This window comes from Pseudomonas cyclaminis (genome assembly GCF_015163715.1).
GTDB classification, from domain to species: domain Bacteria; phylum Pseudomonadota; class Gammaproteobacteria; order Pseudomonadales; family Pseudomonadaceae; genus Aquipseudomonas; species Aquipseudomonas cyclaminis.
Window position 1 is genome coordinate 1 of sequence record NZ_JADDUM010000218.1, and the last position, 12,851, is coordinate 12,851.

At 61.6% G+C, this 12,851-nt stretch carries 12 protein-coding genes and 1 pseudogene; 7 read left to right on the forward strand and 6 right to left on the reverse strand.

Translation table 11 applies throughout. The features are described from left to right. Positions 1 to 117 precede the first annotated feature (117 nt). Entirely contained in the window at positions 118 to 756 is a 639-nt protein-coding gene (locus IQK56_RS24535) for an HD domain-containing protein (protein WP_193861984.1), read from the reverse strand. Positions 757 to 998: 242 nt separating this feature from the next. Between IQK56_RS24535 and IQK56_RS24540 the strand changes: the two genes are divergently transcribed. Further along, the gene (locus tag IQK56_RS24540) at positions 999 to 1,964 is read left to right on the forward strand and encodes a GlxA family transcriptional regulator (RefSeq protein WP_122307950.1); all 966 of its coding nucleotides are present in this window, start codon (positions 999 to 1,001) and stop codon (positions 1,962 to 1,964) included. Between the two features lie 109 nt (positions 1,965 to 2,073). Here IQK56_RS24540 and IQK56_RS24545 read toward each other — a convergent pair whose 3' ends face one another. Both IQK56_RS24545 and IQK56_RS24550 read right to left on the reverse strand, forming a co-directional pair. Further along, positions 2,074 to 4,428 (reverse strand): penicillin acylase family protein, encoded by a 2,355-nt coding sequence (locus tag IQK56_RS24545; protein ID WP_193861983.1) that lies wholly within the window; start codon positions 4,426 to 4,428, stop codon positions 2,074 to 2,076. Then, entirely contained in the window at positions 4,425 to 5,030 is a 606-nt protein-coding gene (locus IQK56_RS24550) for a DUF6436 domain-containing protein (RefSeq protein WP_193861982.1), read from the reverse strand. The genes IQK56_RS24545 and IQK56_RS24550 overlap by 4 nt, the downstream gene beginning before the upstream one ends. Positions 5,031 to 5,134: 104 nt before the next feature. Here IQK56_RS24550 and bipL point away from each other — a divergent pair. Beyond that, positions 5,135 to 6,075, forward strand: a pseudogene (gene bipL, locus IQK56_RS24555) (phospholipase BipL). 43 nt (positions 6,076 to 6,118) lie between these two features. Here bipL and IQK56_RS24560 read toward each other — a convergent pair. Further along, a complete protein-coding gene (locus IQK56_RS24560) occupies positions 6,119 to 6,871 on the reverse strand; it encodes a DUF2059 domain-containing protein (RefSeq protein ID WP_122307954.1) in 753 nt (250 codons plus the stop codon). Positions 6,872 to 7,002: 131 nt separating this feature from the next. On the opposite strand from IQK56_RS24560, the gene IQK56_RS24565 reads away from it, so the two are divergent. Together IQK56_RS24565 and IQK56_RS24570 are read left to right on the forward strand one after the other, a co-directional pair. Continuing rightward, on the forward strand, positions 7,003 to 7,635 hold the full coding sequence (locus tag IQK56_RS24565; RefSeq protein WP_122307955.1) for a 2OG-Fe(II) oxygenase: 633 nt from the start codon (positions 7,003 to 7,005) through the stop codon (positions 7,633 to 7,635). 2 nt (positions 7,636 to 7,637) lie between these two features. Next, complete coding sequence (locus IQK56_RS24570; protein ID WP_193861981.1) at positions 7,638 to 8,132, forward strand: 2-thiouracil desulfurase family protein; 495 nt, start codon at positions 7,638 to 7,640, stop codon at positions 8,130 to 8,132. Positions 8,133 to 8,173: 41 nt separating this feature from the next. Here IQK56_RS24570 and IQK56_RS24575 read toward each other — a convergent pair whose 3' ends face one another. Beyond that, positions 8,174 to 8,668 (reverse strand): transporter substrate-binding domain-containing protein, encoded by a 495-nt coding sequence (locus IQK56_RS24575; protein WP_150674435.1) that lies wholly within the window; start codon positions 8,666 to 8,668, stop codon positions 8,174 to 8,176. A 134-nt stretch (positions 8,669 to 8,802) separates the two neighbouring features. Here IQK56_RS24575 and IQK56_RS24580 point away from each other — a divergent pair, with 134 nt between their 5' ends. Next, on the forward strand, positions 8,803 to 9,243 hold the full coding sequence (locus IQK56_RS24580; RefSeq protein ID WP_122307958.1) for a DUF4399 domain-containing protein: 441 nt from the start codon (positions 8,803 to 8,805) through the stop codon (positions 9,241 to 9,243). Positions 9,244 to 9,310: 67 nt separating this feature from the next. Here the strand turns inward: IQK56_RS24580 and serA are convergent, their stop codons facing one another. Beyond that, complete coding sequence (gene serA, locus IQK56_RS24585; protein ID WP_003176761.1) at positions 9,311 to 10,540, reverse strand: phosphoglycerate dehydrogenase; 1,230 nt, start codon at positions 10,538 to 10,540, stop codon at positions 9,311 to 9,313. A 204-nt stretch (positions 10,541 to 10,744) separates the two neighbouring features. Between serA and IQK56_RS24590 the strand changes: the two genes are divergently transcribed. Further along, positions 10,745 to 12,139 (forward strand): FAD-binding oxidoreductase, encoded by a 1,395-nt coding sequence (locus IQK56_RS24590; RefSeq protein ID WP_099585895.1) that lies wholly within the window; start codon positions 10,745 to 10,747, stop codon positions 12,137 to 12,139. 11 nt (positions 12,140 to 12,150) lie between these two features. Further along, complete coding sequence (locus IQK56_RS24595; RefSeq protein ID WP_193861980.1) at positions 12,151 to 12,816, forward strand: fumarylacetoacetate hydrolase family protein; 666 nt, start codon at positions 12,151 to 12,153, stop codon at positions 12,814 to 12,816. The last annotated feature ends 35 nt before the right edge of the window (positions 12,817 to 12,851 follow it).

Here is a 12,851-nt window from a genome sequence, read left to right on the forward strand (position 1 = left end):
TGTGGGAGGGGGCTTGTCGAGTCGTCGCACCGCCCCGATAGCGGTGTATCAGTCAACAGATGCAGTGACTGGCAGTCAGCAATCGGGGGCAAGCCCCCTCCCACAGTTGATTGCGTTTCAAGCCCAAGGCGATTTGCGAATCACCTCCACAAAATTCATCGGCTTGAACCCCGGCTCCTGATCCACCAGCACATCCGTCTTCACGTTGCCAAACGTGGTCTTTGGACGGTGGCGCAAGCCGTCGGCAAAGGCGCAGATGATGCACTCCTTGAACCCTTCACCCCGTGGATGCGCATGCACTACGGCTTCGCGCTGCACGCTGCTGAACGCGGCGTAATCCATGCCCAGCACGTCCATCTCCACCCCGGCAGTCACCAGCGCGACGGTGGGGCGCAGATGCTGCGGCACACCTGGCGTGGTGTGCAGGGCGATAGACAGCCACACCTGTTCGATATCGTCATCGCTCAGCCCGTAAGGCTTGAGAAAGGCCGCTGCCGCATTGGCGCCGTCCACTTCAAAACGTTCGTCGTCGCTGCGATGGCCTTCCACCAGCCCGAGGTCGTGGAACATCGCGCCGACGTAAAGTAGCTCCGGGTTGTAGGCCAACTGCTTGCGCTCACCGCTCAAGGCGCCGAACAGAAACACCCGGCGCGAGTGGTGGTAGAGCAGGTCGGATTCGATGTCGCGGATATACTCGGTAGTCGCCTTGGCCAGGGCGCTGTCGGGGATCTTGATGCCGGCGATGGAAGTGGTCATGGTGGCTCTCCTGTGGAAAGCCATCAGTCTGGTCGCGCACGCGTGAAGCGGCCAGGATGACGAGGGTGCGATCCCGGCCAATCTGGCGCGACATCGTGCCAAGGGTGTACAGGATCAAATGTGGGAGCCGGCTTGCCTGCGATAGCATCATCTCGGTATACCTGATGGACCGAGTCGTCTGCATCGCAGGCAAGCCAGCTTCCACAGGGTTTTTGCGTCAGCCCGAGATATAAGGTTCGCCCATGCACAAAACCGTCGCCATCCTGATCTTCCCCGGCGTCCAGTCACTGGACGTGACCGGCCCCATGGACGTGTTCTGCGAGGCCAACCGTTTCCTCGCGCCCGACGACCATTACCAATTGGAAGTGATCGGTTTTGGCCATGGCACGATGGCAGCCTCCAATGGCCTGTCACTTCAGGCCCACAAGCATTACAGCGACGCCCTGCAAGCCTATGACTTGCTGCTGGTCGCCGGCGGCCCGCAGTTGCCGTTCGAGGATTTCGGGCCGCAGTTCAATCAATGGCTACGCGGCGCTACCGCCCGTGCGCAGCGCTTCGGCTCAATCTGCAACGGCGCTTTCATGCTGGCCCGTGCCGGTCTGCTGGACGGCAAAACCGTCACCACCCATTGGGGCGACGCCGCTGACCTGGCACGCCTGTGCCCTTCGGCCCAGGTCGAAGCCGACCGCCTTTACGTACAGGACGGCAACCTCTACACCTCGGCCGGGGTCACGGCGGGCATCGACTTGTCGTTGTACCTGCTGGCCCAGGACCAGGGCCCGGAAGTGGCCTTGAGCGTGGCCAAGCGCCTGGTGGTGTTCACCCAGCGCTCGGGTGGGCAGTCGCAGTTCAGCCCGTTCCTCGCGCCCCACGCCGAAACCACCTCGGCGGTGGCGCTGGTGCAGCTGTATGTCTTGGCGAATTTGACCGGGGATCTGGCCATCGCCGATCTGGCAAAGGCGGCCAACATGAGCGCACGCAATTTCTCTCGGGTGTTCGCCCGTGAAGCGCAGGTTACGCCGGCGGAGTTTGTCGAGCGGGCGCGGGTGGATGCGGCGCGGGTGCTGCTTGAAAGTACTCGCGCACCGCTGAAAACCGTGGCCTATCAATGCGGTTTTCGCGATGCCCAGCACATGCGCAGTGTGTTCAACCGCCGGTTGGGGGTGACGCCGCAACAGTTCAGGCTCAACTTTGCGGCGCCGGTCTAAGCACCGACGGCAGTGTGTCAGACAAACATTTTTTGCGGAGCCATCGCTATCGGGGCGGTGCGACGACTCGACAAGCCCCCTCCCACAGTTTTGAACGCGTTTGCGGCCGCTATCGGGCGGGCAGCAGTTTCAGGGTGCCACGGGTGTTGGCCGTGACTTCCTCATCACTGAAGTGCGCCTGCTCGTAGCCGCCTTCGATATACGTCTGCGCCTGGTCGCTGTAGTGGCGGTCAAACGGCACGCCGCTCTGCCCGACCGGGTTGATCGTCAGTGCGTGGGCCACATCGGCGAAGTCGATCAGGCGGCGGGTCGATGGGCCGTAGGTCACCGGCCACGGCGCCGGGCCGATGGCGGCCGACTGGTTGTTCGGCACTTCGTGGCTGCCAGGCGCCGGGAAGGGGCCGACGTTGACGATCAGGTCCAGCGGTTTCTGCGAGCCCAGCGGATGGCCGTGGGTCAGGGTATGCGCCTTGCCCCACTGCCAGTGCGTCGGGTCATCGCCGAAGGTGGCTTTCAGGTGCATGAGGCTGTTGTCCCATGCGAGCTTGACGGTGTCGGCGCGCTTGCCGTCCCACCAAGGCGAGGCCGGGTCCGCGGCCAGGCGTGGCAAGGCGGCATCGACGACCCGTGTGGTGAGCAGGGTCTTGAACATGGCGTCGCCGAGTTTTGGGTGGAAGGTCGCGTCGGCGAGGTTGTAGAGGAGTTGGTTGAACAGCGTGGCGCTGGTGGAGTCGAGCGGGTAGTCACCTTTCCAACTGGCCAGTTGTTCCACCAGCTTCAACTGTGCCGGGTCCTTGACCACCTCACGCAGCACCGGCAACAGCGGCGCCAGCAGGCGCGGGCCAAAGGCAGTGGTGGTGCCCAATTGCAGGGCCTGGCTGTTGTTCACATCCCACTTCACGCTCTTGTCGCTCAACTGCGCGTTCAACTGTTGGCCACGGTCGGCGAGGTTGTAATAGCCGGGGATCTCCATGCCGGTGGGCGATGCCGGCTGGGCATTGGCCGACACCACATAGCCGCGAGCCGGGTTTTCTTCCTGGGGGTTGGCGCTGAACGGGTAGAAGCCCAGCTTGTCGGCCTGGGCGGTGCTGCCGTCGAGGATAAACCCAGGGTTGACGCCAGCCGGCCGGATCGGCAACTGCGCCGCTGCCCACCAGCCGATATCGCCCTTGGCATTGGCCCATACGATATTCAGCCCCGGTGCCGACACCTTGGCTGCCGCCGCGCGGGCCTTGGCCAGGGTATCGGCGCGGTTGAGCTGATAAAAGCCGTCGAGGATCGGGTTCTGGGTATCGAGGAAGGCCCACCACAGGGCGATGGGCGTCTTGCCGGCGCTCTCGCCGAGTACGTCATTGATGATCGGCCCGTGGGGCGATTGGCGCAGGGTGAGGGTGACCGGCGCCTGGCCTTTCACCGCGATCTGTTGTTCGCTGCTGGTCATGTCGACCCATTGGCCGTGGTACCAGACCTGGTTGGGATTGTCCGGGTTGACCTTCTCGGCGACCAGGTCGACGTCGTCGTTCTGGAACATGGTCAGGCTCCAGCCGAAATCCAGGTTGTGCCCCAGGAACGCAACCGGCACCAACGCGTTGTGATAGCCATACAGCTCAAAGCCCGGCGCGGACAGGTGCGCCTCATACCACACCGATGGCACCGAGAAGCGGATATGCGGGTCACCCGCCAGCAAGGGCTTACCGCTCTTGGTGCGGCTGCCGCTGATGGCCCAGGCGTTGCTGCCTTCGAACTGCGGCAGGCCATTGTCGGCCAGGGCCTGCTCGCTCAAGGACGCGATGGCACCGAGGGTTTGCCAATCGCTGGCTGCCAGGTTGAGCGCGCCTCTGGGTTGCCAGTCGAGGTCGAAGACTTTCAGATACTCGCCGCCCAATTGGTCGCGGACGTAGGTGAGCAAGGGTTCGGTACGAAATGCGGCGGCAAAGCTGTAGGCCATGTACCCGGCGACGCTGATGGTGTCTTCGGCGGTGAACCGGCGCTTGGGGATCCCCAGCACGTCGAACTCCATCGGGCTGGCGTGGCTGTCCTGATACTGATTGATCCCGTCCAGATAGGCTTGCAGGGCCTTCCACGAGGCAGACGCGTGATCCATCTGTTCCACGTAGCTCAAGGCCCGCTCACGGATGCGCAGGCTGCGAAACAGTTTGTCGGTCTCCAGCAGCTTGGGGCCCAGCACCTCGGCCAGTTCGCCACGGGACAGGCGCCGCATGATCTCCATCTGGAACAACCGGTCCTGGGCGTGCACGTAACCGAGGGCGCGATACAGGTCGGTCTCGTTCTCGGCACGGATATGCGGCACGCCACGGTCGTCGTAGCGCACCGTGACCGAGCCTTGCAGGTTGGCCAGCGTTGCAGTGCCCTGGCGGGTGGGCAGCTTGCTGTACACATACCAGCCGCCGCCGAGGGCGATCAGCACTATCAGAACCGCGAGAACCCGCAAGACGCGCTTCATGGACTTTCCTTACCGGGAGTGGAGTGACTAACGATCTCAGGCCACGAACAATAGCAGCCCACTGCCAGGGTGTGAGTGGCATTCACTTCACGGCCTGCTTGGAGTGCCTTCAGGATCGGTTCGATAAAACTGTTACTGGCGTTGCACGTCAGGCCTTCACTGTACGGCCCGAAATACGCGAGCTTTCCTGTGCGATCCCAGATGCCCACGGCTGGGCTGGCCGGTACCTGGTCGGCGCCGGGCAGGGCGGTGAGGATTTTCATGTTGCGCAGGTTGTCGGGCAACCGCCCGTGGCTGCCGGCTTTTTGCAGGGCGTAGAACTCGACGCCCTGGGGCGCGTAGTGCTCGATCAACTCGCCCAGGTGCTGTTGGTTGCCAACATTGCACGGGCAGGCCGGGTCCCAGAAGTGCACCAGGCGGATCGGGCCCGGGCCACTCAGTTCGGCAGGCAGGCGCAGTGCATCGCCGGAAAACACCGCCGTGTGTTCGCTGAAGGTGCGCAGGTAACGGCCCTGGAACCAGTCATACGCGGCCCACAGCACGCCAGCGCAGATGATCAGGATCAGGCTGGCGAACAGGGTGGTGCGGTAGGGTTGTCGCATTCAGATCAATCCTCGAAGGTCGCGTAGCTTGCCATGCCTGCCCTGACAGATGAATATCGCAGCTCGATATTCATCTGCGCTGTACGTTTAATCTGGAACCTCTTATGCCCGTTACCTTTGACCCCGATCATCTGCGCGATAGCCTGCGACCCCTGGTGGATGCGCAACCGCTCAGCGCCGAAGCACGGGTGTACCAGCGTTTTTATGGGTTGGACCTGGCCGCACGCAAAGTGCCGGCGGTGAGCGTCTGGGACGCTTTGAAGTGCGCGGGTTCGAGGTGGTGGGGCAAGTGTGGTCGCCGCCACAACCGGTGGCGACGATGTTTATGTTCCACGGCTTCTACGACCATATGGGCCTGTATCGCCACGTGGTGGACTGGGCGCTGGACCAGGGCTTCGTGGTGATCGCCTGCGACCTGCCGGGGCACGGCCTGTCCAGCGGGGCGCGCGCCAGCATTGATGATTTTGCGGTGTACCAAGACGTGGTGCAGGCACTGTTCGCCCAGGCCCAAGCGCTGCAACTGCCGCAACCCTGGCACCTGTTCGGGCAAAGTACCGGCGGCGCGGTAGTGGTGGATCACCTGCTCCACCACGGTACCGACAGCCCGGCCCAGGGCAAGACCTTCCTGTTGTCGCCGTTGGTACGGCCGCGTGCCTGGGGGTGGTCGCAGCTCAGCTATTACCTGCTGCGTCCGTTCGTCAAAGGCATCGCCCGGCGCTTCAGCGAGAACACCAACGACCCGCAATTCAGGCCGTTCCTGGAAGCCGACCCGCTGCAGCCGCGCCAACTGCCTACCGCCTGGGTGGGCGCACTGTCACGCTGGATCAAGCGCATCGAAGCCGCACCGCGCAGCCCCCGTAGGCCGGTGATTGTGCAGGGTGAGGAAGATATGACGGTGGACTGGCAGCACAACTTGCAGGTGCTGCGGGGCAAGTTTGATGCGCCTGAGGTGTTGATGTTGCCGCGTGGCCGGCATCACTTGGCGAACGAGATTCCGGATATTCGTGAAGAGTACTTCCGGTATTTGACAGACCATTTGAAATAACACAATCCAAATGTGGGAGGGGGCTTGCCCCCTCTTACATTTTCTACTGCGTCAGGCTTGAAGTGCTCTGGCCCACCGCCAGCCCGGCGCGGATGGCAGCCAACGCCGCCTGGTAATACGCCTTACCCTCCGGCGACTCCGCAAACGTCGCGAATTCTTCCAGCTCCGGGTCAGACAAATCCCGATAGACATACAGCAGCGTATTGTTCAGATCATTCCCAATCTGCTGCATCAACCGCTCACGCTGGCCGTTCAACATGCCCTGGGCCTGACCGCCGCCCAACAAGCCGGGGATCATCTGGCTCAAGCTGTCAGCCGCGACACCGGCAATCGCCAAGCTGACTTCTGCACCAGCCTCGCGGGCAGGCAGCGCCTGGGCCAGGTGGCCGATGATCAGGCTGCGCGTGGCGTCGGCTTCAATCTTCGGCAGGCCCTGGGCGTTTTTCGCCAGTTGGTCGCGGCGGGTGGCGAGCAGCTCGGCGGCAACGATCTTGCGGCCCAGCGGCGACTGGAAGAACGCCAGGGCAGGCTTGGGGTCTGCCAGGTTCTTGCGCAACTGCGCCTCGGCGCGTTGGTCCATGGGTTGGGCGGCAAAGCGTTTATTGCTGTTGTCCACCAACGCCTGGTAAACCGCTGGCGGCAGGCTGTTGCGGTAGCGCTGCTGGGCAGCACTGAGGGCGTCATTGAAATGCGCACGTTGTTCGGCCCAGCCGGCGACCTTGTACAACTGGTCATGGCCGTCTGCCCAAGCGGGCAAAACGCAGAACATCAGCAAGGAAAAAAACAAACGACGCATATGGACTCCTGTCAGTCGGCCACTATTGTCCGTGTCGGGCGTAGGATTTGTCGAGAAGTCCTATCAGTCACCTGACTAAAGTGTGTTGAGACGCTCGACGGCGCTGTCGGAGTTGAAGGCGTATGGATACTATGCGCGCCATGCAAATACCCCTCGATCACCCCCTGCTGCAACGCATTGTCGACGACCTGGCCGAAAAAGGTTGGTCGCAGCAGAACGGCTTCCTGCCCCAGGCTCTGACCCTGGAACTGGCGGCTGAGTGCCGTAAACGTGCGGCCGAGGGTGAACTGGCGCCGGCGGCGGTGGGGCGCGGGCCGTTCCAGGAGATCCGCGAGGGCATTCGTGGCGACCATATCCAGTGGCTGGAGGAGGGCGATGCTGCCGTCTGCGACAGCTACATGGCGGTGATGGACAGCCTGCGCCTGGCGATGAACCGGGGTCTGTTCCTTGGCCTGGAAGATTTCGAAAGCCATTTTGCGATGTACCCGCCAGGGGCGTTTTACCTCAAGCACCTGGACCGTTTTCGCGACGACGACCGGCGCATGGTCTCGGCGGTGATCTACTTGAACGACGCCTGGCTGCCCGAGCATGGCGGCCAGTTGCGCATGTACCTCAAGGGCGGTGTCGAATACGATGTGGTGCCCACCGGCGGTTGCCTGGTGGTGTTCCTGTCGGGCGAAGTGCCCCACGAAGTCATGCCCGCCACGCGTGAACGCCTGTCCCTCACCGGCTGGTTTCGCCGGCGGGGCAACGAGCCGTTTTAACCATGCAAAAGATTCTGATCAGCCGCTGCCTGCTGGGGCACAAGGTGCGTTACGACGGCGGAGCCAGCGGGCCGTTTGACCCACTGGCGGCGTGGCAGGCCGAAGGCCGGGTGGTGGCTATCTGCCCGGAAGTGTCCGGCGGTTTGCCTACACCCAGGCCCTCTGCAGAGATTCCCGGTGGGCAAGGCATTGATGTCTGGGAAGGCCGCGCCAAAGTGCTCACGGCCGAGGGCGAAGATTTCAGCGCCGCCTTTCTCGATGGCGCCCGCCAGGCCCTGGCGTTGGTGCAGCGCCACGGCATCCGCGTCGCCATCCTCAAGGCCAATAGCCCGTCCTGCGGCAACCTGCTGACCTATGACGGCACCTTCACGGGCGTGAAGGTGAGTGGCGAGGGCGTTACGGCGGCGCTGCTCAAGCGCCACGGCGTGCAGGTGTTCAGTGAGCTGGAGTTGCCTGAGGCGGCGCAGGCGTTGGCCCACCTGTCAGGTCTTACCTAGGTCAAAATGTGGGAGGGGGCTTGCCCCCTCCCACAGTTGATTTACTGTGCCTGGGCCGCCGGTGTTTCACCTTCAAGCCATTTTTGGGCCAGCGCCTTCAACCGGCCGTCGTCCTTCACCCGCTTCAACGCGCCGTCCAAACTCGTCTTGAATGCCGGGTTGCCCTTCTGGAACGGGATTGCCAGCTCAGGCTTCTCGCTATAAGCCTCGCTGAAATCGAACTGATCCTTAAGCTCGGCAGTCATAGCGATATGGTTGATGGCCACGTCGTACTTGCCGGTGGCGACCCCCGGCAGCAGGTCGGCGTCATCGGTGGTGATGAACGAGGAGCGCACGTCCATTTCCTTCGCCAGCAGTTCTCCCAGCTCGACTTCAAAGCCGGTGAGTTTGTCGCCTTCCTTGAAGTTATAGGGTGGGGTGTCGGCTTCAAGGGCGATGCGCAGTTCGCCGCGATCATTTACGTCGTCGATCAGTTCGGCATGCGCCAAAGGGCTCAGAAGGGGAAGCAAAAGTAACAGGCCAGGCGAAAAGCGCATGGTCACTCCTAAAGAATTCGAATGTGCGAGGCGCCGTTCAGCATCGCTTTGCTATGGTGGTGAGTGCCTTGGACAGCAATTTGTCGCGAAGTTGTCATAACCCTACAGATTTCACAGAAAAACTGGAGAAGCGAATGAAAGCCCTTTTGTCCCGTGCAACGATTGCCAGCCTGTTGCTGGGTGCCTCGATGTTGGCCAATGCCGCCGATGTGCCTCGTACCCCCGCGCCCCAAGGTGCCGAGGTGTTTATCGTCTCGCCCAAAGATGGCGCCACTGTCGACAAGACCTTCACCGTCAAATTCGGCGTCAAGGGCCTGGACCTGGAGCCAATCGACAAGCAAGTGCCCAACGCCGGTCATCACCACCTGCTGGTAGACCAGGACGTGAAGTCGCTGAAAGCTGACGAAGCCATTCCGGCCACCGCCACCTCGATCCACTTCGGCAAGGCGCAAACCGAAACCGAGCTGACCCTGACCCCAGGCAAGCACACCCTGCAACTGGTGGCTGGCGACAACGTTCACCGCCAGTTTGAACCCACTGTAGCCTCGAAAGTGATCACGGTTAACGTCAAGTAAGATTTGTTCAGACAAAAAAATGGGAGACCCCTGCGGGCCTCCCATTTTTTGTGCGGCATTTAAAGCGTTAGAACAACACGCGGCTACGGATAGTGCCGTTGATGTGCTGCAGCTTCTCTTGCGCCAGGTCCGAGTACTCGGCGTCGACGTCGATCACCACGTAGCCGACTTTCTCGTTGGTCTGCAGGAACTGACCGGAGATGTTGATGCCGTTTTCCGCGAAGACCTTGTTGATCTCCATCATCACGCCAGGGATGTTCTGGTGGATGTGCAGCAGACGGTGCTTGCCAGGGTGAGCCGGCAGGGCCACTTCCGGGAAGTTCACGGACGATACGGAAGTACCGTTGTCGCTGTACTTGACCAGCTTTTCCGAGACTTCCAGGCCGATGTTGGCTTGGGCTTCAGCGGTGGAGCCGCCGATGTGCGGCGTCAGGATCACGTTGTCCAGGCCACGCAGCGGGCTTTCGAAGATGTCGTCGTTGGAGCGTGGCTCCACCGGGAACACGTCGATGGCGGCGCCGATCAGGTGCTTGTCCTTGATCGCGTCGGCCAGGGCGTCCAGCTCGACCACGGTACCGCGTGCAGCGTTGATCAGGATGCCGCCTTTCTTGATGGCGCGGATTTCCTTCTCGCCGATCATCCACTGGGTCTCAGCGGTTTCCGGAACGTGCAGGGTCACGATATCGGACATGCCCAGCAGCTCGGTCAGGCTCGATACCTGGGTCGCGTTGCCCAATGGCAGCTTGGTCAGGGTGTCGTAGAAGAACACCTGCATGCCAAGACCTTCAGCCAGTACCGACAGCTGGGTGCCGATCGAACCGTAACCAACGATACCCAGCTTTTTGCCCCGGATTTCGAAGGAGTTGGCCGCACTTTTGATCCAGCCGCCACGGTGGCAGGAAGCGTTTTTCTCTGGGATGCCGCGCAGCAGCAGGATGGCCTCGGCCAGCACCAGCTCCGCAACGGAACGGGTATTGGAGTACGGTGCGTTGAACACCGCGATGCCGCGCTCGCGCGCTGCGTTGAGGTCGACCTGGTTGGTGCCGATGCAGAAACAGCCAACTGCCACGAGTTTCTTGGCGTGATCGAAGATCTCTTCGGTCAGCTGAGTGCGGGAGCGAATGCCGATGAAGTGCGCGTCGGCGATCTTTTCCTTGAGCTGGGCTTCCGGCAGAGAACTGGTGATGTACTCAATGCTGGTGTACCCGGCGGCTTTCAGAACGTCGACAGCCGATGGGTGGACGCCTTCCAGAAGAAGGAACTTGATCTTGCTCTTATCGAGAGAAGTCTTGCTCATCTGCGTAAACCTGTATCCCGGAGAAAAATGGCAGGGAATCGAGCAGCACAAGCTGACCCGGACGGCAGGAAAGCCGTCACCGCAGAAACGCCCTTGGGCTCTGTCCTGCGGGGGCGGTATGCTAGCATACGCGCCCCGCAAACACTCATTCCTGCGACGTGAAGCGTTCTCAGGATGACCATGAATTGTTCGAGAGTTCTGTCGATGACCCATCCTGCCCTGATTGATGAGCTAAAGACCCTGGTTGAGCCCGGCAAAGTGCTGACCGACGCCGACTCCCTGGAGGCTTACGGCAAGGATTGGACCAAGCATTTCGCGCCTGCGCCCACCGCCATCGTCTTCCCCAAGACCATTGAGCAGGTGCAGGCCATTGTGCGCTGGGCCAATGAACACAAGGTGGCGCTGGTGCCGTCCGGCGGTCGTACCGGCCTGTCGGCAGCGGCCGTGGCGGCCAATGGCGAAGTGGTTGTGTCGTTCGACTATATGAACCAGATCCTCGACGTGAACCTCACCGACCGCACCGCCGTGTGCCAGCCGGGCGTGGTCACCAAGCAATTGCAGAACGTCGCTGAGGAAAAAGGCCTGTACTACCCGGTGGACTTTGCTTCGTCCGGTTCGAGCCAGATTGGCGGCAATATCGGCACCAATGCCGGCGGGATCAAGGTGATTCGCTACGGCATGACCCGTAACTGGGTCGCCGGCATGAAAGTCGTCACTGGCAAGGGTGACGTGCTGGAACTGAACCGCGACCTGATCAAGAACGCCACCGGTTACGACATGCGCCAGCTGTTTATCGGCGCCGAAGGCACCCTGGGCTTTGTGGTCGAAGCCACCATGCGCCTGGACCGGGCACCGAAGAACCTCACCGCCATGGTGCTCGGTACTACGGATTTCGACTCGATCATGCCGGTGCTGCACGCCTTCCAGAACAAGCTGGACCTGACCGCGTTCGAATTCTTCTCCGACAAGGCCCTGGCCAAGGTCATGGGCCGTGGCGACGTGCCGGCGCCGTTCGAAACCGAGTGCCCGTTCTACGCGCTGCTGGAGTTCGAAGCCACCACCGAAGAAGTCGCCAACCACGCCCTGGAAACCTTCGAGCACTGCGTCGAGCAGGGCTGGGTGCTGGACGGGGTAATGAGCCAGAGCGAAACCCAACTGCACAACCTGTGGAAGCTGCGCGAGTACATCTCCGAGACCATTTCCCACTGGACGCCGTACAAGAACGACATCTCGGTCACCGTCTCCAAAGTGCCCGCGTTCTTGAAGGAAATTGACGCGATCGTCGGCGAACACTACCCCGATTTCGAAATTGTCTGGTTCGGCCATATCGGCGACGGCAACCTGCACCTGAACATCCTCAAGCCGGAAAACCTGAGCAAGGACGAGTTCTTCGCCAAGTGCGCCACCGTGAACAAGTGGGTGTTCGAAACCGTCGAGAAGTACAACGGCTCGATCTCCGCCGAACACGGCGTGGGCATGACCAAGCGCGATTACCTGACCTACAGCCGCTCGCCGGTTGAAATCGAATACATGAAGGCCGTGAAAGCGGTATTCGACCCTAACGGGATCATGAACCCTGGCAAGATCTTCGCTGTTTAAGGAGTCGTTCCATGAGCTACCAGCACAAGTATGTCGACGGCACCAACATCCACTTTCCGGTGGGTAAAGTGGTGTGCATTGGGCGTAACTACGCCGAACATGCCAAGGAACTGGACAACCCGGTGCCGACCGAGCCGTTGCTGTTCATCAAGCCCGGCAGCTGCGTAGTGCCGCTGGAAGGCGGTTTTGCCATCCCTACCGAGCGTGGCTCGGTGCACTACGAAGCGGAAATCGCGGTATTGATCGGCAAGCCACTGTCGAACAAGCCAAGCCGTGAAGAAGTGCTGGATGCCATCTCCGGCTTCGCCCCGGCCCTGGATTTGACCCTGCGTGACAAGCAGGCCGAGCTGAAAGCCAAGGGCCTGCCGTGGGAAATCGCCAAATCCTTCGACGGCGCGGCAGTGATTGCCCCCTTTGTGGTGAGCAGTACCTTTGCGGACGTGACCGATATCGGCATTCGCCTGACCATCAATGGCGAAGTGCGCCAGGATGGCAACAGCGCGCAGATGCTCAACCCGATCATCCCGATGATCCAGCACATGGCCGGCTGCTTCTCGCTGCAGGCCGGTGATGTGATCCTCACCGGCACTCCGGCGGGTGTAGGCCCATTGAATGTGGGTGATGACCTGGTGTTGGAACTGACGAGCGTGAACCGCTTCGAAAGCAGCGTTCGATAAGCACCTGGCCACCGCTGTCAAACCTGTGGGAGGGG

Bases quoted from the DNA above. Each gene is read 5' to 3' on its own strand.
- IQK56_RS24595 (WP_193861980.1), top strand. From the start codon at position 12,151: ATGAGCTACCAGCACAAGTATGTCGACGGCACCAACATCCACTTTCCG.
- IQK56_RS24590 (WP_099585895.1), top strand. From the start codon at position 10,745: ATGACCCATCCTGCCCTGATTGATGAGCTAAAGACCCTGGTTGAGCCC.
- IQK56_RS24570 (WP_193861981.1), top strand. From the start codon at position 7,638: ATGCAAAAGATTCTGATCAGCCGCTGCCTGCTGGGGCACAAGGTGCGT.
- IQK56_RS24550 (WP_193861982.1), bottom strand. From the start codon at position 5,030: ATGCGACAACCCTACCGCACCACCCTGTTCGCCAGCCTGATCCTGATC.
- serA (WP_003176761.1), bottom strand. From the start codon at position 10,540: ATGAGCAAGACTTCTCTCGATAAGAGCAAGATCAAGTTCCTTCTTCTG.
- IQK56_RS24545 (WP_193861983.1), bottom strand. From the start codon at position 4,428: ATGAAGCGCGTCTTGCGGGTTCTCGCGGTTCTGATAGTGCTGATCGCC.
- IQK56_RS24560 (WP_122307954.1), bottom strand. From the start codon at position 6,871: ATGCGTCGTTTGTTTTTTTCCTTGCTGATGTTCTGCGTTTTGCCCGCT.
- IQK56_RS24540 (WP_122307950.1), top strand. From the start codon at position 999: ATGCACAAAACCGTCGCCATCCTGATCTTCCCCGGCGTCCAGTCACTG.
- IQK56_RS24565 (WP_122307955.1), top strand. From the start codon at position 7,003: ATGCGCGCCATGCAAATACCCCTCGATCACCCCCTGCTGCAACGCATT.
- IQK56_RS24580 (WP_122307958.1), top strand. From the start codon at position 8,803: ATGAAAGCCCTTTTGTCCCGTGCAACGATTGCCAGCCTGTTGCTGGGT.
- IQK56_RS24575 (WP_150674435.1), bottom strand. From the start codon at position 8,668: ATGCGCTTTTCGCCTGGCCTGTTACTTTTGCTTCCCCTTCTGAGCCCT.
- IQK56_RS24535 (WP_193861984.1), bottom strand. From the start codon at position 756: ATGACCACTTCCATCGCCGGCATCAAGATCCCCGACAGCGCCCTGGCC.